Below are 24,049 nucleotides of genomic sequence, written 5' to 3'. Positions count from 1 at the left end.
AACAAAAGAAACAAAAGAAACAAAAGATATGAAAGATAAAAATACAAAAGTAACAATTGTAAAAACCCTAATTGAAAAGGGAAAGAAAAAAGGCTCTCTAACATATAAAGAAATAATGGATGAACTAGAGGATGTAGATTTAAGCCCAGAGCAAATAGAGAAAATCTACGAAGTTCTTGAATCAATGGATATTGATGTAGTAGGCGATGTTCAAGAAGAAGAAGAAATAGACATTTCAATACCAGAAGGTATAGCTATAGATGACCCTGTAAGAATGTATTTAAAGGAAATAGGAAAAGTACCTCTACTTTCCTCTGAGGAAGAGATGGAGTTAGCTCAGAGGATTGAAGAAGGAGATGCATATGCTAAGAAAAAATTAGCAGAGGCAAACTTGAGACTTGTTGTAAGTATAGCTAAAAGATATGTAGGAAGAGGAATGTTATTCCTTGACTTAATCCAAGAAGGAAACTTAGGTCTTATAAAAGCTGTAGAAAAATTTGATTACAGAAAAGGCTTTAAATTCAGTACCTATGCTACTTGGTGGATAAGACAGGCGATAACTAGAGCTATTGCAGATCAAGCAAGGACTATAAGAATACCTGTACACATGGTAGAAACCATAAACAAATTAATTAGAGTTTCAAGACAGTTACTTCAAGAACTAGGACGTGAACCATTACCAGAAGAAGTAGCAAAACACATGGATATGTCTGTAGATAAAGTTCGAGAAATAATGAAAATTGCTCAAGAACCAGTATCTCTAGAAACTCCAATAGGTGAAGAGGAAGATAGCCATTTAGGTGATTTTATTCCAGATGATGACGCTCCAGCACCAGCTGAAGCAGCAGCCTTCACTATGTTAAAAGAACAATTAATTAGTCAATTACGCACATTAACTCCAAGGGAAGAAAAAGTGTTAAGACTTAGATTCGGACTTGATGACGGTAGAGCAAGAACTCTTGAAGAAGTAGGTAAAGAGTTCAATGTTACAAGAGAGAGAATAAGACAAATAGAAGCTAAAGCCTTAAGAAAATTAAGACACCCAAGCAGAAGTAAGAAATTAAAGGATTATTTAGATTAATAAAACTTAACTAAATATCAATATAGATGTAAATATAAATAAATTAAACACCCCTATATTAAAAAATATTGGGGTGTTTAATTTTTTATAGGCATTATTAAGCTTAAAATTAAAATTTTAGTTAATAAAGTTAATAAAATTAAGATAAACAAGCTTTATATCAATTTAACAATTTACCCAGAAGAGCTTTTGTGCTATAATTTCCATAAGGTGGTGAAAGCATGAGAGTATTTAAAGGTATAAAAAGCTTTGAAATAGTAAATTCAGCTTTATTAGCAGTAATGTATAATATTTTGCTATTGCTTTTAATGTACAACACAGGGTCTTATACAGTGCTAAACTTACTTAGAGCACTATTAATTGCGTGTAATGTTTTTTACTTATACCACATTTTTTTATGGGCTACTGTTAAATATGTAATTACGGAAGATGAACTACAAATAACAGGAATAGGAAATTTAAAGAAAGTAATAATACCCCTTTCAGATATAAAGGGATACACTATAATATCAGGGAAAATTAAAGGAATTAAACTTTCAGGAATTGCATCAAATAAATTTGCCCTAGGTCGTAGTGTGGTTAAGACTTTAGGTACAACAAGAATGTTTGTAACCAATAACACATCGGTGATTTACTTAAGAACAGAAGAGATAAACTATGCCATATCACCTAAGGAAGCAGAAGTTTTTGAAGAACTATTAAACAAACATAACATTTTTAAAATACAGTGGGAAGTAAAGTTTAATAAACCCAATAAATTATATAAGGATAAAAAGTTTAAAAAGCTATTATTTTTAACAAGTGCAGTGATAATAGTAATGACTTTAAATCCATTAGTTAATTATCTAACTCATAGATTGCCAAATATAATGCCATTAACTTTTGATGCAACCTTTAAACCAATCACAATGGGAACAGATAAACAGTTTGTTTCTATACAAATGATTTATGGAGCATTAAATGCAGCAATATTATTTTGTATGTATTATGCAGCATATTTTTGTGCAAAATATGACAGAAAGACTGCCTATAGGTATCTATACATTGCATTGTTAGTATCGGTGATATTTTTAATTCTACAAATTAAAATTATTACAAGTGCAATTTAAAGTGAAGAAATTAAAAGTAAATTAAATAAAATATTGACCTGCCCTAATTTAACTATTAGGGCTAGTTTAAATTTATAAGGAGTACATAAATAAAGTGAGAGATATGGTTTTAAGCGAAAGATTAAAAGCTATAAGTGAGTTAATAAATAATGTAAATAGTATAGTTGATGTGGGAACAGATCATGGATATATTCCAATATACTTAGTTAAAAACAACATTATAGACTTTGCTGTAGCCAGTGATATAAATAAAGGCCCTGTGGAAAAGGCGAAAAAGAATATTGAAAATTATAATCTGGGAAATAAAATTGTTGCTAGACTAGGGGGAGGGTTAACTACAGTTAAGCCTAAGGAAGTTGAAGCAGCAGTGATTGCAGGTATGGGTGGAAATTTAATTAGGGACATTCTAGAGGACAGTAAGAGAGTTTTTAAAGCCTTAAATTATGTTGTTGTTCAACCAGTACAAAACCCAGAGGTATTAAGAGAATATGTTTATAATAGTGGGTATACTATTATTGATGAAATCATTGTAAAAGATGAAGAAAAGTATTATGAGATAATGAAAATAAAATATGATAATAATAAAAAAGAAATAGACCCTATATATTACGAAGTAAGTGAACTACTTCTCAACAAAAGACAGCCTCTATTTAAGGAGTATCTTCAGTTTAAACTAGGAAAATATATTAGAGTCTATGAAAATTTAACAGAAGAAACAGAACTAGCAAGAAAGCGCAAAGAGGAATTAGAAACATTAATAAGCAGGTTAAAGGAGTTTTTGCAGTGTTTTTAAAGGTAGAGGATGTAATTAAAGTAATGGAAACTATGGCACCACCAATCTTAGCAGAGAGCTATGACAACGTAGGCTTAATGGTGGGAGATAGAAATGCAGAAATAAATAGAATATTAGTGGCACTAGATGTAACCTTTGAAGTCATAGAAGAAGCTATAGAAAAGGGCTGTAATCTTATACTAACTCATCATCCAATATTGTTTATAAAGCCTAAAAATATAACAACAGACACTTTGCTTGGAAGAAAACTTATTAAGCTTATAGAAAATAAAATAAATGTATACTCTAGCCACACTAACTTAGATTCCGCTGATGAAGGGTTAAATCATATAGCAACTGAGCTACTAGGGTACGATAACTTTAGAGTATTAGATGTAAACAAAGCCTTTGATAACAACAATAACGGTGTTGGAAGAATAGTGAAGGTTAACACTCCTATTACTCTTTTAGAACTATGTAATAGAGTTAAAGAAAAATACAATGCTCCTTTTGTAAGATTCGTAGGTGATGGCAACAAGGAAATCAACACAATTGCAGTAGTCAATGGCAGTGGTGAGGATTATTTTAGCCTTGTAAGAAAAAAAGCTTGTGACTGCATTATCACAGGGGATACTAGGTATCATCATGTTAGTGATATGAGAGAAGAGGATATTGCAATTATCGATGCAGGACATTTTATTACAGAATGGCCACCAATGAAGGTCATTGGTAAAAAGTTAAACAATATCTTAAAGGATATGGGGCACAATAATAAGGTAATAATTTCAACAAGTACCTTTGACCCCTATAACTTAGCATAAAATACTATTTGCATTTTAAAAGCATATGTGATAATATAGTTTTTGCGAGTAAGCCAGACAATCGCTGCTGAAGGAAACTTCAGGAGAGGAAAGTCCGAGCTCCATAGGGCAGGGTGCTGGGTAACTCCCAGTGGAGGCGACTCTAAGGAAAGTGCAACAGAGAGATACCGCCAAAGGCATGATTTATCATGTACTGGTAAGGGTGGAAAGGCGAGGTAAGAGCTCACCAGCGCACTGGCGACTTTGCGGCTATGTAAACCCCATCTGGAGCAAGATCAATAGGGAGACATATAGGGGCTGCCCGTCCCGTCTCCGGGTGTATCGCTTGAGCCCACTTGGTAACAATGGGCCTAGATAGATGATTGTCAAATACAGAACTCGGCTTACAGACTTACTCGATCCATTTAATAAAGAAAGTTATATAAAGTGGTGTAAAGCATGTATTTAACTTCTTTGTAGGTGCGAAAAGGTTATACATCTTTTATCAGAAATGATAATGGGTGTATGACCTTTTTTTCATACGCCTAATTCTAAAAGGAGGATTTAACCACAAAAGTAGACGGTAGAAAAATTAGAACACAAAGAAAAAAGAAGATAACAGTAAGTTTAAAGGAAGATATTCAAGAAGCAATGGAAAATTAATGTTGACGATGATGGGAGCAATATATGAATTTGAAAGGGCGAATATCTTAGAGAGACAGCTTGATGGGATAGCTATTGCAAAAGACCGTGGTAAATATAAAGGTCGAAAAAAATAGGGTATCCAGATAATTGGGATGATATTTATGGTAAATGGAAGAATAGAGAAATAAATGGTAATGAAGCAATGCAAAAGTTACATTTAAAAAGGAATACATATCATAAATTAGTCAAGGAATTTGAAAATCAGCAAAGCAATAAAATATGAAAATGCTGAATATTAAGACGTAAATCTTATTTAAAAAATGCAGACTCTCCTACAATAATAGAAAACGCTATAATTTATAATAATTTCATTGGATGAGTATATAGAATACAAAATTTAATATATACAGATAAACTGTAAAAAGCTAGAAAAGTATGAAAGAAGCTCGATATTCTATTTTTTTCATATTATGAAAATTTGTTATAAAAGAGGAAATTATTATATTTTGTGGAATGTTATCATAAAAGATAAAAAAATGGACATTAGGGGGAGTTATTTTGAAACTTAAAAAAGTTGAAATTAAGAATTATAGATTATTGGAGTCTATAGAAGATGAGAATAGTGTTGAAATTAAAGAAGGAACAACAATTTTAGTTGGAAAGAATAATTCTGGAAAAACTTCTTTTTCATATATTTTTGATACTTTTTTTAATAATCACTCATTTTATTTTGAGGACTTTTCTATTGATTGTTATAAGAAATTTGAAGAGATTTTTCAAGAGTATATAGGTTTACCAGCTGATCAAGAGGTTCAAGAAAATTTTTTCGAAGGGCTTAATATTCCTTCAATAGAACTAAGAATAATTGTAGAATATGATGAAAATGATAATTGGAGTAACATAAGGCCATTATTGACTACCTTAGATGAAAATAACATTATAAAAATTAATTTTGAATATTCAGTAGAGAACAAACAGTTATTCCTACAAGATTTAAAACTATATTATGATAGAAAGAAAAGTGCTGAAGGAATAGTTGATTGTATAAAAAAAATATATGAAAAACATTTTAGTGTAAAAATAAAATCATTTTCTCCATATGAAAGTCAGGAATTAATAAGGTTGTCAGATGTAAATAAGATAATTGGCAGTTGCTTTATTTCAGCACAAAGAAGCGTTGATGACAGCAATGGTAAATCAAATTCTAAATTATCTAATATTTTTCAAAAGCAATATAAGGAAGTTGAGAGTAAGAATAAAACACTTATAGTAGAAGAAAAAGAGTTTGAAGAACTAAATGGTGCGTTAGTGATTGCAAATGATAAGGTAGATGAAAAGTTAATGAGTTTTTTTGAGGGTTTTACAAAATCTTTTTCAAAATTTGGATACCCTAATATAGATGGAGCAAATATAATACTTAAGTCTAATGTTACCCCTACAAATATATTTAGCAGTATAAATATGTTTTATAAGGATAAAGAATATTTATTGCCAGAAAAATATAATGGTTTAGGATATAGTAACTTAATATACATTATTTCTGAAATTCTCCACTTTAAGAGTAAGTTACTAGAAAGTCATACGGATTTAAATTTAATATTTATTGAAGAACCTGAAGCTCATATGCACCCTCAATTGCAGAGTACATTTATAACAAAATTGAACGAATTTCTAGAGGAGAATGGTATAAAAGCACAGGTTATTGTAACCACACATTCATCTCATATTGTGGCTAGTGCTGATTTTGAAAGTATAAGGTATTTTAGCAAAGAAGTACATTCTACTAAAGTTAAAGACTTAATGAAGTTTAATCCTATAAATTTAGATGGAACTAAGAATAATGAAATAATAAAGTTTCTAAAACAATATATATCCTTAGTAAAATGTGACATGTTTTTTGCAGATAAAATTATTTTAATCGAAGGGGTTTGTGAAAGACTTTTAATGCCCTTATTCATAAAAAAGGTAGATGATGAATTAAAAAAAATCAATATTGATGAAGAGAATAAAAAAAGGCTTCTATCAGAGCAGTATATTTCAGTAATTGAAATCGGAGGAGCATATATGAATAAGTTTAAAGACTTCTTAGAGTTTTTAAATGTAAAAACTTTGATGATTACTGATATTGATTGTTGTAAAAGAATAGTAAAAGAAAATAAAAATGGAGTTCAATGCACTTATGAGGTAGCAAGCGAAATAGCTATAGATGAAATTAATGATTTGGTAACTACTAATCAATGTATTATTGAGTGGATGCCTAGTGAGAAAAACATAAAAGATTTAGTATATAAAAAATTTGATGAACTTATTTCTGAACCTTTTGCAGTAAGCTATCAAAGAAATAATGATACAAGACAAGATTTTAAATGTGGAAGAACTTTTGAAGAAGAATTTATAATCGAAAATAGTGAGTATATTTTTAGCAATAAAGATAATTTAAGTAGTATTAAGAATCATATTAAAAGTTTTGGACAATCTGCTGGTATTCTAGAAAATTCTTACGGGATTTATAAATATATTGATAATAATAAGAAAAAATCTGAGTTTGCTTTTGACTTGATGTACATAAATAATGAAAGTTGGGTTATTCCAATGTATATTAAGGAGGGATTGTTATGGCTAGCCAAATAGAAGAAAAAGTTTTTAACTGTATAGATAAAAATAGAAGTTTTAAGATAGAAGCTGGAGCAGGAAGTGGGAAAACTTGGACTCTAATACAAAGCCTACTGTATATAATTAAGACAAAAGGAGAGGCGTTCAAGAATAATATGCAGCAAGTTGCGTGTATTACGTATACAAATGTTGCAAAGAATGAAATTTCAAGTAGAATACAATCGAGTAAATTAGTTAAAGTAAGTACAATACATGAGTTTTTATGGGATATAATAAAACCATTCCAGCATGAATTAAGGATAGAATTAAAGAATTATATTTGTGAAAAAATTGAGTTAAAACAGAAAGAACTTAGTAGCATAAAAAATCATAATACAAAAAAATATATTGGGTTACAAGAAACAGTAGAACGGTATGTAATTTCATTAAAATCTTTTGAAGAATATAAAGGTAATATTAACTATTGTGATAAGCCTAAATGGAGAAAGGGAGAAATATCTCATGATGAATTATTGGATATAGCTAATTCAATAATTAAAAAATACCATAACATACATAAGATTATCAATGACGTGTATCCGATAATATTTGTAGATGAATATCAAGATACAAGCCCTAAAGTTAAGGAGATATTGCTGGATTATTTAAAACCTAATACATCTATATTACTTGGATTTTTTGGAGATTATATACAACAAATATATGATAGCAGTATTGGTAGAATTGATGGAGCCCAATACGATTTGGAGCTGATTGTAAAAACAGAAAATTATAGATCTTCTACTGAAGTAATTAATATTTTAAATAAAATAAGATCAGATATAACGCAAAGTCAAAGTGGAATTGAAAAACATGGAAAATGTTTATTCTACTATCTTAATAATGAAGATTTAAATACAGAAGATTTTATACAAAATAGAGTTAAGCTAGACTTAAGCATAGGTGATTCTAATATTAAAAAATTATATTTAACCACAAAATCGATTGCTATTAAAAACGGATATGTGGAATTACATGATTTATATGAAAAAACTGACTTTAAGAACAAGGATCAGTTACTAAAAAATAAGGATAATAGAGATTGCCCTTTTGCCAATTATTTGTTTGATATTGAAGAGATTATTGTTTTATATAATGAAAAGAGAATACAAAGTATGCTTAAAAAAGTACCACGTTCAATTAATAATTTTAACGATAAGACAAAAATGAGAGAAAGTTTAGAACAATTAATTATAAAAATGGAACATGAAACAATAGGAGATGTTTTTAAATTTGTTAATGATAATCAAATACAAGTAATGTCTGATAAATTGATAAGCTATTTTAACAAAAGTGAACTGCAAGATGAATTTTTTAATGAAATAATTAATTTGAAATATAGTCAATTCAGAAGATTATATAATACAGTTAAAGAATCGTCACCCTTTTCAACTAATCACGGAACAAAAGGTGCGGAATATGATAATGTCGTATGCGTTATAAATGATAATGACTGGAATAAATATAATGTAAATAAATATCTTGATAAAAGTGATTTTGAGACCTCAAGATACGATAGAACAGAGCATTTATTTTATGTAATATGTTCAAGAGCAAAATATAATCTCGCAATAGTTTTTTTATCAATTCTTACTGATGAAGCTATAAAAAGAGCGAAATATTTGTTTGGAGAAAGTAATTTTGTTGATTTAAGTAATGGTTAAATAAAAAACATTTATCTTTAGTACGATTAGCTCTCTTAACTGTGCTATAAATTATTACCAATGGATAAGGGAGAGAAGTATTCAATCATTTGTAAGTACTTAATAACCTACTTAAGTATATAGTTTACCCAATCCAACGGCGGACACCCCTATATTTATAGTCCAAACCACTGCACGTATATGATGTGAACAAAAATTAAGTATAGTTAAATAAAATTGACATAGGGAATAAGTCTATATTAAAGATAAAAGACATAATCGAAAAAACACAATAAGACGAGTTCGAACGGCTAAAAGCCTAGATAGATGATTGTCAAATACAGAACTCGGCTTACAGACTTACTCGATCCATTAAAAACACTAGGTTTTAGAACCTGGTGTTTTTTATTTTGCCATTAAACCAGTTCCATATGGTTATATACATATCCTTACTTTCAATACTTGTAGAGAGTGCTAGGTTATTATTAATTTTCATAACTCAGGTTTGGTGGCTTACCTTAGGATTTTAGTTAGCAGTGTTCCGCCTGTGATTATGATATGATTTTTGGTTTTTAGTAGTATAGAATCACGGAGTTATTATGCTTTAATTGCAAAATAACTTTTAAATTTTAAAAGTGGTAAAAGATGTTAAAGCATGCAAAGTACACAAAATCTACAAAGTGAAATTGTTCATTATTTAATAAGGAAATGAATTAAAAAGTGACTAAAGTTTAACTTTTAAAGCAAACTTTTAGAAGGATAAAACCTATGTGCTTAATAGATAATATTAAATAAGGAGGTGTATTATGAAGCTAGAAAGAGCTAAAGAAATATATGATTCTTATGGAGTAATAAATGTAAGCTATAATTCCAAGCCAGTATGGATTGAGCATATTGAAACTGAGGAGAATAGAGCTCAAGTAAAAGTTTTAACAACTGATGAAATCATAGAAGTTCACGTAACAGATTTAAAGGAAGAGTAAAAGTTAATTTATGATGCAGCTATATAATAAACAATAATATTATAAATGTATTTTTAGGAGGTAATAACTATGGCAAAAGGAAAGAAAGGTAATATAAATGGTCGTCAAGTAAATGGGGGAACTAAAATAACTCCAAATGCAGAACATCAAGAAAAGCAAAATCATAGCAAATCTAGAGTTAATGCAAACTAAATTAAAATTACATTCAATGTAAAATTTAATACTTTATAATTTATTTGTAAGTAATAGTAGAAATGTAAAAAAAGGTGAGAAGAAAGGGGAAGATAATATGAATAGAAATAAGAGAGACAAAAATAAAAAACAAAATGAAGCTATAAGTAATATGGGAAATAGTACAAGTTTTCAAAGTCTACACAACGAGGGCAATAATTCTAGTTCTAAAAGTTTGAAAAATGATAATCATGGAGAAGAAGACTTTAAATACTTTTTTAAAGAAACTTATTAGTAGCTATACCTAAATAATTTACAAGACTGAGAGATAATAAAAAATCATACAGAATGTTTAAATAGCTAATGCGCCAAAATATAAGTTCACAATATCAAATTTTTACAAGTCAATCTTTTTCATTACTCCCTCTTATAATCTAAAGTATTAACACAAAAAAGACTTATCTGCAGAACTTTTCTGCAGATAAGTTTCATTATTTAAAACAAAGCCAGATAAAAATTATCAGTATGTTGACTTTATTACACAATATTTCTGTGCTAACTACTCTCTTATTCCACTACAGTTATATAAAAATACGCTTTACTGTCAATGTTATAAATTTCATTAATATTAAGCCCTGAGGCACTTTTTTCAGTAGCTTATTTAATTTTTTTATAAAGTCTAAACTCACTTAATTTGGAGAAAATTTTCAATTAAAGTTTTCAATGTATTAATATACAATAGTTATTTATATGATTTTTTTATGAAAATTTATATAAAAAGTTTTGACAAATATAAGCAAGTAGCATATACTGAATATATAAACATATGAACAAGTAAACATATATACATATATTCAGTTGAGGTGATAGTGGATGGAAAATAATAAAGAAATAATTGATACCTGTAATTGTAATGTTATTCACGAAGACGTTGTAAAAAGGGTTAAAGAAGCTATTCCAGAAGAGGAAATACTATATGATTTAGCAGATTTTTTTAAAACTTTTGGAGATAGTACAAGAATAAAAATTATATGTGCATTATTCCAAGCGGAAATGTGCGTATGTGACATAGCTGCTTTGCTTGGCATGAATCAATCAGCTATATCTCATCAATTGAGGGTTCTTAAACAAGCTAGGTTAGTTAAGTATAGAAAAGAAGGAAAGGTTGTTTATTATTCCTTAGATGATGATCATGTTAAAGGTATATTTAATCAAGGGTTAGCTCATTTAAAGGAGAAGTAAATAGATTTGGGGGGAGTAAGGAATGAGTAATAATAAGATTTCAAAGCCTAATGTAAAAGAAAATAAACCAGCACAAATAAAACTAGAGTCAAACACTATGAAGCCAAAGACAATAATGCAGTTAAATACGGTACAAAAGAAGCCAGTTACCAAGATTAAGAAGCAATTCATCTTAGAAGGATTAGATTGTGCCAACTGCGCATCAAAAATAGAAACTAAACTAAATAGTATGGATGGAATTGCTAGTGCTTCAGTTAATTTTGTAACTAAGACTTTGACTATGGAACTAGAAGAAATAAGTAGGGTTAATGAACTAGTTGCTGCATCTATTGAAACAATAAATAAAATTGAATCCCATGTAGTTGTGAAAGAAAAAACTTCGGGAAAATCAAATAAATTAGTGATAATGTTAGAAGGCTTATGTTGTGCAAACTGTGCAGCTAAAATTGAAAAGGAAGCTGGAAACCTTCAGGGTGTTAACAGTGCAGTAGTTGATTTTGTTGCTCAAAAACTTATTATGGAAATTGAGAGCAATGCAGATAAAGATAGTATTGTAGAAGAAGTTAAAAAATATGTTAAAAAAATTGAACCTGATGTAAAGGTATATGTTTTAGAAGGAAATAGAAATAAAAATCATAAAGGCTCAGATGATCATGAACATGGACATGACCATGACCATAACCATGAAAGTAGTAAAAGTGAATTTATAAAACTTGGAGTTGGAGCTTCAATCTTTGCAGTTGCTTCAATATTTAACTTTAGTTTTTATACAGAGCTAATACTTTATTTAATAAGTTATTTACTTGTTGGTGGAGAAGTTGTGCTTAGAGCTCTTAAGAATATTAGGGGTGGTCAAGTCTTTGACGAAAACTTCCTAATGAGTATAGCAACCATTGGAGCTTTTGCAATTGGTGAGTTCCCAGAAGGTGTAGCTGTTATGCTCTTCTATCAACTAGGTGAAATATTCCAAGGTATGGCTGTTAATCGTTCTAGAAAGTCTATTGCAGCATTGATGGATATAAGACCTGATTTTGCTAACTTAAAAGTTGGTGAGGATATTAAAAGGGTATCCCCAGAAGAAGTTAATGTAGGGGATATAATAGTTGTAAAACCAGGAGAAAAAGTTCCCCTAGATGGTAAGGTAATTGAAGGTAATTCTATGGTAGACACTTCTGCTTTAACTGGTGAATCAGTTCCAAGAGAAGTAGGCATAGGAGATAATGTATTAGGCGGAGTTATTAATAAAAATGGTCTTTTAACTATAGAAGTAGAAAAAGAGTTTGGAGATTCTACTATTGCTAAAATCCTTGATTTAGTTCAAAATGCAAGTAGTAAAAAAGCTCCTACAGAAAACTTTATAACTAAGTTTGCTAGATATTATACACCAGTTGTAGTTTTCTCTGCTTTAGCATTAGCAGTACTTCCACCACTTTTTATAAGTGGAGCAACTTTTTCTGAATGGATATATAGAGCCTTAGCCTTCCTAGTTGTATCTTGTCCTTGTGCTTTAGTTGTATCTATTCCACTTGGTTTCTTTGGAGGTATAGGTGGAGCTTCAAAAAATGGTATTCTAGTTAAAGGTGGTAACTATCTTGAAGCTTTAAACAACGTTGAGGTAGTTGTATTTGACAAAACAGGAACCCTTACAAAAGGAGTATTTAAGGTAACTGATATACAGCCACAAGGAAATGTTACAAAGGATGAGCTTCTAACTTATGCAGCTTATGCAGAAAGTTATTCTAACCATCCAATAGCAACTTCGATTTTAAAAGCATATGGTATGGATATAGCTAAAGAATCAATTGAGAATTATGAAGAAATATCTGGCCATGGTGTAAAAGTTTCTGTTTTAGGAAAAGAAATCTTTGCAGGTAATCACAAACTGATGATTAGAGAAAATATAAAATATGCACAGATAGAAACTATAGGCACAGTAGTTCATATAGCTATCAATAAAGAATATGCTGGGTATATTGTAATATCTGATGAAGTTAAAGAAGATTCAGCAGAAGCTATAAAAGCCTTAAAGGCAAGTGGAGTTAGAAAAACTGTTATGCTAACTGGGGATAATAAAACTGTTGGAACTAAAGTTGCCAAAGAATTAGGGCTAGATCAGGTTTATTCAGAATTATTACCAGACCAAAAAGTTGAGAAAGTAGAACTTTTAGATAAAGAAAAGTCTTCTAAAGGCAAGTTAATATTTGTAGGTGATGGAATAAATGATGCTCCAGTTTTAGCTAGAGCTGATATAGGTATTGCAATGGGTGGTGTTGGTTCAGATGCTGCAATTGAGGCTGCTGACGTAGTTATTATGACTGATGAACCTTCTAAAATTGCAACTGCTATAAAAATAGCTAAGAAAACAAGAACAATAGTAATGCAAAATATAATCTTTGCCTTAGGAATTAAAGCAATAATATTAGTTCTTGTAGCTTTTGGAGTGGGGACCATGTGGGAAGCTGTATTTGGTGATGTTGGTGTTACACTAATTGCAGTATTAAATTCTATGAGAGCAATGAAAACAGAAAAATAATAAAAAGTTATGCAGTCATAATCTATGGCTGCATAATTTTTTATCGTGTTTTTCTAAATTTTAATGGAGTTTTTCCATAAGTTTTTTTAAACATTTTAGAAAAGTTAGCAGAGTAATTGTAACCAACCCTTTGAGATATTTCTTCAATACTTAAATCTGTGGTGGATAAAAGATTAGCAGCCATGGTCATTTTAATGTGATTAGTATATTCTCCAATGGACATATGATAGTGTTTTGAAAATCCTGCCTTCAACTTTTGTTCATTTAAAAATACCATTTTGCTTAACGCCTCAATATTAGGTGGATTATTATAATTTTTCTCCAAAATATCGTGAGCTTTTTGAATAGCATGAATATCCGAAGAAGTTAATTTAATTATCCTATTAGCCCCAATATTTATATTTCCATAGTTAATTTGATTGGTAAAAGCATTTTCAGAGGATTTAGTAACCTCATTTATTAAAATAGCAATGCATTCTAAAATTTTGCTTTCTAGATAGATGCTATTTAAAGCATCTTCATTAGTTAAACTTTGTAATTGCTGAATAACTTCTACAATCTCTAAGGGAAGATAAGTATAAGTATAATTTTTAATAAAAGAATCAAAATCCATTATATTTGGAAAGTTAGGTTTTATTATTTCATTAAAATAACCTTCATATATTGTTACTTCCGTTCCATGGAAGTGCTGACCTTTTTTCCAATGCTGTTCACCCTTTAAATCCTTTTCAATAACAAAAAAAGAGGCGGGAGTGAAGGAAGATACAGGGTCATTTTCAATTTTAAACTCTGTAACACCTTTATAGACAATTCCAAAACGCACTAAATGCTCTGGATTATCAAAGGATAGGTGAAAATCCTCAGAGATTGTATAGTCCCCAATGCCTAAATTATAATAACCCTCTCTTGAGTAACTAATTAAGTGACCAAGTTCTGGGTTATTTTTATTTGTAAATAAAGTATAATTCGGGCATTGAAATTTATTAAAACCTAATTTTTTTAAAACTACTGCTTTAAACTCTTCACTAGATCTTACTATCATAAAAATCTCCTTCCAAAGTCCTTGAACAAAAAGAACTTATTCATTATCTAAAAGTTATGTTACTACCTAGGGACAATTGTATTGTGAGTAGAGGTATTCAAGTTATGCAAGTAGCAGAGTGAAAAGCATCCTATAGATAATAGGAGTGCCAATAGAGTGCTTTATATTTTACATTAAAGAAATTATTACTAAGATTATTTAGTTTTTTTTAGATAAGCATACTATATATATAAATTTGTAATTATTCAAGGTGAATAATTAATTTAGATGTAAAAATAATTAACTTAGGTGCAGGTATTGAAATGATAATGAATATCATATACAATTAGTTTCGTTGAGGGATATTGATAATCAGTATCAATTGTTTGTAAAAAAGTTGACTATCTCTTTGGAGAAACAACTTCTTGGGAAAGTGCTTTAAAAGTGAAGTGGTTTCTCTATATACATAGAATTTAAGTTTGAAAGGAAGATAAATAATGAGAAAAAGAGGAATATTAAAAACAATAATAGCTACTTGTATGGCTTCAATGCTTTTTGTTGGTTGCGCAAACCCTGGTGCAGTAAAGGAGGAAGGCAAAACTGTTACAGTAACAGATGTTAGAGGGCAAGTGGAAATTCCTGCGAGTCCTAAAAAAATTGTTGACTTAAGTGGAAATAGTGATATTTTATCAATTTTAGGATATAAGGTATCAGGAACCGCTAATAGTGATGCTTATGATTACACAAAATTCCCTACATATTTAGAAGACACACTAAAAGGTGCAACAATATTAGGATACAGCATGCAGGACACTATGGATATTGAAGCTATAATGAATTTAAACCCTGACTTAATTGTCATATCAACGGTACAAGAAAAAATGTATGATCAATTGAAAGAAATTGCTCCAACAGTAATGGTTAAATTAGAGGCTTTAAACTGGAAAGAAGATGTTAAGGCACTAGCAAAAGTGTTTAATAAAGAAGAAACAGCAAATAAATGGCTTACAGACTATGATAAAAAAGCAAAAGAAGTTGGAGATAAAGTTAAAAAAGCTAAAGGTAATGACACAACTTATTTATCCTTCTTAGCTAGTGGCGGTCAGTTCTACGTATTTGATGGAGCTGGTTTTGGTAGTGTTTTATATCAAGACATGGGGCTAAAAAAACCAGAGGGAATGCCAGCACAAAGTGATATAAGTTTACCAGTGGTAACTTATGAAGGACTTGCTTCAGTAAAATCAGATTATATATTTGTAATTGCAACAGATGAAGATTTAAAAGCACTTGAAGGTAATGCTATATGGAATAGTCTACCTGCAGTAAAAGAAGGTAAAGTTATTAAACTAAAATCTTCACCATATTTTACACAAGGATATAGTTCAATTGGAAGACAAGTGCTTTTAGACGAAATTATGGAGATGTTAAATGAAACAAAATAATAGAAATACAATAACTTTTATAGTTTGTAGTATTTTTGTTCTAATAATTGGGTTATTCCTAGCTATAAGCCTAGGAGTAACCCATATTGGGATTTCAGAAATCTTTGATAGTATTTTTAATTATAGTGAAACTTTGGAACTTATGCTAATTAGAGATGTACGCATTCCTAGAGCTCTCAGCGTACTTTTTACAGGAGGAATTTTAGGGGTTACGGGAGCAATGATTCAAGGAGTTACAAGGAATCCAATAGCTGAACCTTCTTTGCTTGGAGTGAGTCAAGGAGCTACTTTAGTTATAGCTATATTTTATGCTGTTGGAATTACTATAAATACTACAAACGTTATGGTAGCTTCATTAATTGGAGCAATCTTTAGTGGCTTTATAGTAATGGGCTTTACCTCAAGAAAGTCAAATAATAGGTCTATAACAAAAATACTTTTAGCAGGTACCGCTATGAGCACCTTCTTTATTTCCTTAACAACTATCATAGGACTCTTATCAAATCAATCTCAATTTATTGCCTTTTGGGTTTCTGGAGGTTTCAGAAGTGCGACTTGGGAGGATTTTAAACTAGTTGCTCTAGTTGGAAGCCTGGGCTTAATAATTGCTATTTTCTTATCTAAGAAAATAAATATTCTAAGTCTAGGAGATGATGTAGCAATCAGCCTTGGAGAAAAGCCAGAGAGAATAAGGTTAATAACTTTTCTTGTGATGATACCAATGTGTGCGGCAGCTGTAGCTGTTGGAAAAAATATAGGTTTTGTTGGACTTATAGTTCCGCAAATAGTAAGAAAGATTTTTGGAGAAGATTATAGAAAGAATATACCTTTCTCATTTTTATTAGGTGCAGTACTTCTAACCTATTCCGATATAGCGGCAAGAATGGTTTATGCGCCTTATGAAACTCCAATTGGAATATTTACTGCTTTAATAGGAGTTCCGTTCTTTATAGCTGTAGCAAGAAGGGAGAGAGGCTAGTATGAAGGGAAAAAGACTTAAGACAACAGCAATAGTATTAGCTATTTTGGTATTAGTATCTGTAATTACCTATTTATCCTGGGGAACATATAAAATATCACCTTTAGATAGTATAAAAACTCTACTTGGACAAGGTACAAAGCTTCAAAATGCAGCAATTTTAAACTTAAGACTTCCAAGGATGTTAGTTGGAATTTCTGTGGCCATAGCCTTATCTACAGCAGGAGCTCTTTTGCAGACCATTACAAAAAATGAGCTTGCAGATTCAGGAATAATTGGAATTAATGCTGGAGCAGCAGTAGCAGCAGTCATATTTATTTCCTTAAAAACTGTGAATTATTATACAGCCCTTGGAACCTTATCTGTTTATGTATTACCTTTTATTGCTATTGTGGGTGCTGGGGGTTCAGCACTTATAATTTACTTTCTATCAAGTAGAAATGGAGTTAAACCAAAGAGGTTGCTCCTTATTGGCCTTGGACTAAACGCAGGACTAAATGCTTTTATTACTTTCTTCACCTTTAGAAGTGGAGTTGGAGACTATAATAGAGTATTAATTTGGACCTCAGGTAGTCTTTGGGGAGCAGGTTGGAACTACGCAAGAATAATAATTCCATTAGCTCTATTAATGTTTATCATTGTACTATTAAACTATAAAAAATTGGATATTCTTAATTTATCTGATGAGCACGCAATTTCTCTTGGATTAGATTTAAATAAGGAAAGAAAGAAGTTTTTATTCTATGCCGTTATTCTTGCTGGTGGCGCTACAGCTTTTGCGGGAAATATTGGGTTTGTTGGATTAATATGTCCTCATATAGCAAGAAAATTAGTTGGACCCTATCATAAAAAATTTTTAACAGTATCTGCAGTTATAAGTATAATTATAGTGTTATTTGCAGATGCAGTTTCAAGAAACTTATTTTCTCCAATTGAAATACCAGTGGGAATTACAATTTCTATTCTTGGAGTACCATATTTTATATACTTAATGATGAAGGAGAAATAGATGGAAGCTATTAGTGTAAAAAATTTATCAGTAGCCTATGAAGATAATCTCATAATAGATAATATGGATCTTTCCATTCCTAAGGGTAAGATAAACATCATTATCGGAGCAAATGGGTGTGGAAAATCAACTCTTCTAAAAACCATAGCAAGAGTAATAAAGCCTATAGGTGGAGATATTTTTATAAATGAGAAAAATATAAAAATCCAAAAAGAAAAGCATCTAGCAACCCAAGTGGCCTTTTTACCTCAAGGACCTGTCTGTCCTAGTGGAATTACTGTAAAAGAATTAGTTGCTTTTGGAAGATTTCCTCATCAAAAGCTTATAGGGGGACTTAAGGCTCATGACAAGGAAATTATTGATTGGTCAATAGAGGAAACAGGGCTTAAAGACTTTGCACATAGGGAGATTGAAAACTTATCTGGAGGGCAACGTCAAAGAGCTTGGATTGCCATGACTCTTGCACAAGAAACAGACATAATTATGTTAGATGAGCCAACTACTTATTTAGATATGTCCTATCAACTTGAAGTATTACAAGTGTTAGAGAAATTAAATAAAGAAAAAAATATTACTATAGTCATGGTATTACATGAACTGAACAATGCTTGTAGGTTTGCAAGTAATATTATTGGACTTAAAAAAGGTAAAATTATTTGTCAAGGCCCTCCAAAGGAGGCTATTACTAAAGAAAACTTAAAAGAGATTTATGGAATTGATGGTAAACTGCAGTTGAGCGAAAATAAAACCTACCCAATTTGCATAGATTATGAGCTTATAAGGGGATAAAATGAAAAATAAAAACTTCATAATAGTAGTTATTGGGCAAATAATATCTTTACTTGGAAATGCAATTCAAAGATTTTGTATGTCTTTGTATATATTAGACTTAACGGGTAGTGCTGCTACTTTTTCAACTATACTTGCAATTTCAACTATTCCCTATATATTATTTGCTCCAATTGCTGGACTATTAGCAGATACAGTAAATAGAAAAAAGATAATGGTTTACTTAGATTTTTTCAGTGCTGCTCTACTAGGGATGTATTCACTAATACTATTTAGCGGAAAGGATAACACCATAATAGTGGGATGTGTCATGTTTATCCTATCTATTATTTATACTTTATATAGTCCTTCTGTTACAGCTTCCATCCCTCAAATTGTTGAAAAAGAAAAATTAGCTTCAGCAAATGGAGTAATTCAACAAGTTGGATCAATAGTTAACTTAATCGGGCCAATAGTTGCTGGATTATTATATAGTTTTGTTGGAATAAAAGTAATAGTAATAATAAATGCTCTAAGCTTTTTCTTTTCAGCTATTTTAGAGCTATTTTTACATATTCCAGATTTAGAAGTAAAAGAGAAATTTAAGAATCCTGTTTTACAATCTCTTAAGGAGATGAAAAAGAGCTTTATATATTTAAAAGAAAAGAAGAAAATAGTACTTGGAGTCATAGTATCCTACGGATTAACTAATATCTTTGTAGTACCAATTTTAACGGTTGTATCTCCTTATTTTATTAAACTGAAACTTAACATGTCTGCATCTATTTATGGTTTTGTAGAAGCAGTATTTGTTTTAGGCATGATACTAGGAGGTTTGTTAATAACCTTTAAACCAAAGTTTTTCAAAATGAAAAACCTACATAAAACTATGTATCCTATGGTAATAGCTATAATGGTTATGGGAATTGCTACTTACCTAACTAAGTCAAACAAAATATTTGTTTTAGGACTTTATTCTATAGGAGGTCTTGGAATAATGTTATCTCTTGCTTTATCTAACATTGTATCCTTAACCTATGTTCAACAGGAAGTAAAAGGACACATGCTTGGAAAGGTAAGTGCTTTATCTACGGCGGTTGCAACAGCAAGTGTGGCACCTGGTCAGCTAATATATGGACAACTTATACACATTAATTTAAGCCTACACATTATCCTAGCCTTATCTATTATTGTAAGTGTTGGAGTAGTGAGATTTGTAAAATGGAATGTGAGGAAAATATAAAATTACTTTCTAGTACTGTTGAACTGCATTTAAAAAAAGTTATAAGAAATTTGAATTTAAATATGTTTTATGTTATACTTTATTTAAATAATTTATATGGACTTTACGGTTGGACAACTAAGATTTTGTCCGAGTAACTTTTTTGTTTCTAGGGTGGGAAACTCATTTTTGAGTTTCCCACTTTTTTGTTTATGAAGGTTTAAATTTACAGTTAATTATTAAGGAGGGAATATAATGGATTATAGCAACTTAGTTGTATTCATAATTATGGGAATAGTTATTGGAGGATTTATTTATTATAACTTTATTTTACAAAGAAAAAATAATAAAGAAGAAGAAAATAAAAAGTAATACCCTATTGAATTAAGAAGATAATCTTAGATTCAATAGGGATTGTCTTTTTATATTATTCATAATATGTGGTTATATAGAATGAAATAAGGAAACTACACTAATAATAAACCTGCTTTTGCATTATTTTTTATATAAGTTGCTTTTAATTTATTAAGTAATGTAGGAAACTGTTGCAACTTATATATAATAACTTATCTAACATTAGTCTGTAGTGTTAATGTTACACCAGGATTAGAAGGCTACTTTAAATTCTTGTAGAATATAAAACTTGTAAATCTATATTCTACCTCTTTATGATTTTTGAAGAAGTTGTATAAAAGGATAGAAATAATCAAGGGTTCTGAATTAAAATAATACTGCCAGAGTAGTATTATTATAGATTAAAGCCTACTGAAACGACTTAGTAATAATAACATAGGTATAATAATATATTATACCAAGTAAGCAAGATATAAAAAGTGTTTTAGGAGGAATATTATGGAACTTTCTGGATCTATTACTGAAGAAAACTTAAAAAGAACTTTTGCCCTAGACTCAAGAACCGTAACTCAATATCAACTATTTGCAGAACATGCAAGAAGTGAAGGATTTGAATTTATTGCAAGAATTTATGAGGAGTTTGCAGAACACCAGCTTGGGCTCTCTAGACAAGTCTATGGAAGATTTTTAGGACAAATTAAGTCACTGCAGGGAAATCTTCAATATTCTATGTTAACTGAAGCTAAAAGCTTAGAGCGTTTCTTAGATTATGAAAAACAAGCCACTGAAGAGGGGTTTAAGGATATTGCTATTTTTTACAGAGAGGCTAGAGTTGTATTAGATTTGCATAGAAGGCAGTTTGAAGAACTCTATAATCATGTTTTAAATGGAACTTTATATAATCGTAATACTGTTGAAATATGGCAGTGCTTAAATTGTGGTTATTTACATGAAGGGAAAGAAGCACCTTTTATTTGTCCAGTAGACAATTATCCCCAAGGGTGGTACAAGCCTCTGTGTCCTAGCTTTTAATATAAAATAATTAATTATAATTGAACTATTGGTAAAATGCCAATAGTTTTTGTTATTACAAACTTTACTTTTCAAGGTACATATTTACTACTTAATTGACAAAGATCTGTTAATAGCTGTAAGGTGTATCATTAGATAAAACTAACAGTATGATTAATAGGATGAATTTATTTAATACACTATTCTTTATGGCTATTTGTATTATTGGAGTTAGATTTATGAAGCTTTTCTCTAATAGTTGGAAAAGCTTTTTCCAATCGCTTATGAACAAAGTTTTTCTCTTTTATTGCCTTTTCGTATTTTATTTTTAAATCCTCAAGATTTACATTCTTTTCTTTTAACATTGAATTAATTTCTGATTTTTGTTCATCAAATTTGCATTTTACACTTTCTTTAGTCTTAAGGGCAAGAGTTGTTCTTCTATAAATATTTTCTCCAATATCATCAGAGTAGTATCTTAGCTTTTTAGCAATTTCATCAAGGATATATATGTGTCTTTTAATTTTCATGATACCAAAAATAGTTATAATAAAATCTGATAGGAGGCAGCAAATTAGAAGTAATAATATAGTATGTCCAATTACATTATCTAAAAGGGATACAATTTTAGATATGGGTGAGTGAACTATATTTATAATAAACACCCCACCGAGTCCCCATTTTATTGAAAAATCGAGACAGATATATCCTTTAATATTAAAGGGCAGGTTAGAGTAATCCCACCACTTATTATGAAAAATTTTTTCAAGGATAAACCCTGTAAGAAATTCTAAAAATGATGTAAGTAAAAAAGAGCCAATAAACAATAAGAAAAGATTACTTTTTAAAGGCGTTAATAAATAAATAATAATAACCATTCCTAAACCATAGATTGGGCATACAGAACCATTTAGGAACCCTCTATTAACAAACTCTCCAGACTTTACAACATGATATATAACTTCTATGCACCAACCAATAAAAGCATAAATAATAAAAAACCATAAGTACTCTGTAAAACTGTACATCTGTAAAACCCCCATACATTATTAAAAGGATTATAACGCAACCAACCAAAAAATGTCAATAAACCTAGGGTATAGCTAAATCAGAACTAATAATTAAATTTTTCATAATATAATATTAGGACTAGGTATAATTTGTCTTAATGTATAGGCTTCTTTAGGCGGAGTTTAATTTACTCCTGATGAATATCACTGATTTTCAAAAAGACTCATGGGAACCAATGTAGGTTTCAGGTATAAGGTAAGTCTTGAATTAGTTCCATATAATAATAAGCTTAATTATATATTAAGTTAAATAGAAAGAATACTGAAGATGATAAGGAAATTATTAACCTCGGTAATAAGGTGGAAGATTGAGTTTATAATTATAAGACATGTCAATAATCATACATAGAGGTGAAAAGAATGTCTTTAATTATTACGCTGTATAGAAACAAGGGTTTAAAATCAATAAACAAGAAACTCCTAGGGCTTTATCTATTAAATGTAAGCGATATTTTATTTTCACTTTTTCTTATAAATACTGGAATGTGCTATGAATTTAATAGTCTAATGAATTATGTAATAAGTAGAAATCAGGTATTTAGTGTGTTTATAAAGGTAGTTATTCCATTAATATTACTAATGTTTATAGGATTTAGAATAAAAGTAGCATCAGAACCACAGTTGTATAAGGCTAACATCATTATTACAACAATTTTGTTAGCATACACCTTAATAAACCTGTCCCATATTTTATGGACTATATTATACTTTTTAATTTAGAATGAAAGAGCGATAGGCTTTCATAAGAAAGTTTAGCTTATTCATTTATCTATAGTCTTAAGGAAAAGAAGGTAAGTTTCATGTATAAGCTGAGTACTGACTATGGCTTCTATATAATAAAAAGACAAATATAAGCACGACAATAAGAGTTCAATGCTTCAAATTACTGTATGATTTTTAAAGGTAAATTATTGAGATGTTTAAAAAAATACCTATAAGTATAGAAAAATGAACCTCTGAAGAAACTCATTTTTCTATACCTTGACCCTGCAACTTGGTATGTAGATGAAGGAGTCTTCAACTCTACTAATAAAATGGTTAGTGAAGTTGAAGCTGCTGTTAAATAGTAGGAAAATAAGAATAAGATAAGAGTAACATTCATAGTAGTGGTGTTAAAAAACATCACTACTATTTCTATAGGAACTTTTATAATGATTTTGTAAGAACTTCACAATAGAGTTAATACACTTACAACCAGTAAGCACAATAAGATACAAATTATCTTATAGTTATTTTAAGCACATTACTGTAAGTTTAAAAAGCAAGTAGTATAGAAGTCAATTTGAAAATAAAAAAGAGCATGAATAGACAGCCATATCATCATGCCCTAAAACTGAGGAAAAAAAGACCTTATAATAATAGTATAATTAATATTTAATAAAGAATACATAGAAATTTATAGATAAAAACACAATTACTTCTCAAATTGGAGTTTTATGTATTATGATATAATCCTTTTTATTGGACAATAATTATTAATAAAATAGAAAAAATCATATTAATTTGCAGAAAATTATGGTAATATACTGAATATAGCTTTTA

The 24,049-nt window shown here is 29.8% G+C and carries 21 protein-coding genes and 1 other RNA gene; 20 read left to right on the top strand and 2 right to left on the bottom strand.

From position 1 onward, the window contains the following. The first annotated feature begins 28 nt into the window (after positions 1-28). The 13 genes from rpoD to C661_RS0105930 all read left to right on the top strand — a co-directional run bounded on the left by rpoD (position 29) and on the right by C661_RS0105930 (position 13,631). Complete coding sequence (rpoD, locus tag C661_RS0105985; RefSeq protein ID WP_192812651.1) at positions 29-1,081, top strand: RNA polymerase sigma factor RpoD; 1,053 nt, start codon at positions 29-31, stop codon at positions 1,079-1,081. A 221-nt stretch (positions 1,082-1,302) separates the two neighbouring features. After that, positions 1,303-2,190: a PH domain-containing protein gene (locus tag C661_RS0105980; protein WP_017414406.1), complete on the top strand. Its 888-nt coding sequence runs from the start codon at positions 1,303-1,305 to the stop codon at positions 2,188-2,190. 103 nt (positions 2,191-2,293) lie between these two features. Further along, a complete protein-coding gene (locus C661_RS0105975; protein WP_026050959.1) occupies positions 2,294-2,983 on the top strand; it encodes a tRNA (adenine(22)-N(1))-methyltransferase in 690 nt (229 codons plus the stop codon). After that, positions 2,974-3,783 carry a Nif3-like dinuclear metal center hexameric protein gene (locus C661_RS0105970; RefSeq protein ID WP_017414404.1) on the top strand — a complete coding sequence of 270 codons (810 nt, stop codon included), beginning with the start codon at positions 2,974-2,976 and terminating at the stop codon, positions 3,781-3,783. The genes C661_RS0105975 and C661_RS0105970 overlap by 10 nt, the downstream gene beginning before the upstream one ends. A 45-nt stretch (positions 3,784-3,828) precedes the next feature. Continuing rightward, positions 3,829-4,185: RNase P RNA component class A (gene rnpB / locus C661_RS22685), an RNA gene on the top strand. Between the two features lie 239 nt (positions 4,186-4,424). Next, entirely contained in the window at positions 4,425-4,541 is a 117-nt protein-coding gene (locus C661_RS24520; RefSeq protein ID WP_083861628.1) for a recombinase family protein, read from the top strand. A gap of 424 nt (positions 4,542-4,965) precedes the next feature. Then, the gene (locus C661_RS0105960) at positions 4,966-7,038 is read left to right on the top strand and encodes an ATP-dependent nuclease (RefSeq protein WP_017414402.1); all 2,073 of its coding nucleotides are present in this window, start codon (positions 4,966-4,968) and stop codon (positions 7,036-7,038) included. After that, complete coding sequence (locus C661_RS0105955) at positions 7,023-8,723, top strand: UvrD-helicase domain-containing protein (RefSeq protein WP_017414401.1); 1,701 nt, start codon at positions 7,023-7,025, stop codon at positions 8,721-8,723. Before C661_RS0105960 ends, C661_RS0105955 begins: the two co-directional genes overlap by 16 nt. Positions 8,724-9,508: 785 nt before the next feature. Then, positions 9,509-9,685: an H-type small acid-soluble spore protein gene (locus tag C661_RS23090; protein ID WP_017414400.1), complete on the top strand. Its 177-nt coding sequence runs from the start codon at positions 9,509-9,511 to the stop codon at positions 9,683-9,685. 69 nt (positions 9,686-9,754) lie between these two features. Then, the gene (locus C661_RS24400; RefSeq protein ID WP_017414399.1) at positions 9,755-9,877 is read left to right on the top strand and encodes a hypothetical protein; all 123 of its coding nucleotides are present in this window, start codon (positions 9,755-9,757) and stop codon (positions 9,875-9,877) included. 97 nt (positions 9,878-9,974) lie between these two features. Then, entirely contained in the window at positions 9,975-10,151 is a 177-nt protein-coding gene (locus C661_RS23915; protein ID WP_017414398.1) for a hypothetical protein, read from the top strand. 578 nt (positions 10,152-10,729) lie between these two features. Next, positions 10,730-11,098: an ArsR/SmtB family transcription factor gene (locus C661_RS0105935; protein ID WP_017414397.1), complete on the top strand. Its 369-nt coding sequence runs from the start codon at positions 10,730-10,732 to the stop codon at positions 11,096-11,098. A gap of 97 nt (positions 11,099-11,195) precedes the next feature. Then, positions 11,196-13,631, top strand: a complete 2,436-nt coding sequence (locus tag C661_RS0105930) for a heavy metal translocating P-type ATPase (protein WP_439328871.1) — start codon at positions 11,196-11,198, stop codon at positions 13,629-13,631. Positions 13,632-13,671: 40 nt separating this feature from the next. Here the strand turns inward: C661_RS0105930 and C661_RS0105925 are convergent, their stop codons facing one another. Then, positions 13,672-14,673 (bottom strand): helix-turn-helix transcriptional regulator, encoded by a 1,002-nt coding sequence (locus tag C661_RS0105925; protein WP_017414395.1) that lies wholly within the window; start codon positions 14,671-14,673, stop codon positions 13,672-13,674. Between the two features lie 476 nt (positions 14,674-15,149). Here C661_RS0105925 and C661_RS0105920 point away from each other — a divergent pair, with 476 nt between their 5' ends. The 6 genes from C661_RS0105920 to C661_RS0105890 all read left to right on the top strand — a co-directional run bounded on the left by C661_RS0105920 (position 15,150) and on the right by C661_RS0105890 (position 21,458). Then, the gene (locus C661_RS0105920; RefSeq protein WP_017414394.1) at positions 15,150-16,094 is read left to right on the top strand and encodes an ABC transporter substrate-binding protein; all 945 of its coding nucleotides are present in this window, start codon (positions 15,150-15,152) and stop codon (positions 16,092-16,094) included. Further along, complete coding sequence (locus C661_RS0105915) at positions 16,081-17,073, top strand: FecCD family ABC transporter permease (protein ID WP_017414393.1); 993 nt, start codon at positions 16,081-16,083, stop codon at positions 17,071-17,073. Before C661_RS0105920 ends, C661_RS0105915 begins: the two co-directional genes overlap by 14 nt. 1 nt (position 17,074) lies before the next feature. After that, positions 17,075-18,082 (top strand): FecCD family ABC transporter permease, encoded by a 1,008-nt coding sequence (locus C661_RS0105910; protein WP_017414392.1) that lies wholly within the window; start codon positions 17,075-17,077, stop codon positions 18,080-18,082. Further along, complete coding sequence (locus C661_RS0105905) at positions 18,083-18,871, top strand: ABC transporter ATP-binding protein (RefSeq protein WP_017414391.1); 789 nt, start codon at positions 18,083-18,085, stop codon at positions 18,869-18,871. Position 18,872: 1 nt separating this feature from the next. Then, positions 18,873-20,093, top strand: coding sequence for an MFS transporter (locus C661_RS0105900; RefSeq protein WP_017414390.1), 1,221 nt, complete (start codon positions 18,873-18,875; stop codon positions 20,091-20,093). Positions 20,094-20,924: 831 nt separating this feature from the next. After that, complete coding sequence (locus C661_RS0105890; RefSeq protein ID WP_017414388.1) at positions 20,925-21,458, top strand: rubrerythrin family protein; 534 nt, start codon at positions 20,925-20,927, stop codon at positions 21,456-21,458. 179 nt (positions 21,459-21,637) lie between these two features. On the opposite strand, the gene C661_RS21435 is transcribed toward C661_RS0105890, so the two are convergent. Further along, on the bottom strand, positions 21,638-22,465 hold the full coding sequence (locus C661_RS21435; RefSeq protein WP_017414387.1) for a putative ABC transporter permease: 828 nt from the start codon (positions 22,463-22,465) through the stop codon (positions 21,638-21,640). Positions 22,466-22,867: 402 nt separating this feature from the next. Between C661_RS21435 and C661_RS24515 the strand changes: the two genes are divergently transcribed. Further along, positions 22,868-23,227, top strand: coding sequence for a DUF5658 family protein (locus C661_RS24515; protein WP_017414386.1), 360 nt, complete (start codon positions 22,868-22,870; stop codon positions 23,225-23,227). Positions 23,228-24,049: the final 822 nt, after the last annotated feature.

Source organism: Clostridium tunisiense TJ (assembly GCF_000300195.1).
Taxonomy (GTDB): domain Bacteria; phylum Bacillota; class Clostridia; order Clostridiales; family Clostridiaceae; genus Clostridium_J; species Clostridium_J tunisiense.
Note: the sequence above shows the minus strand (reverse complement) of the source record. Positions and strands in the feature narration are given on the sequence as shown.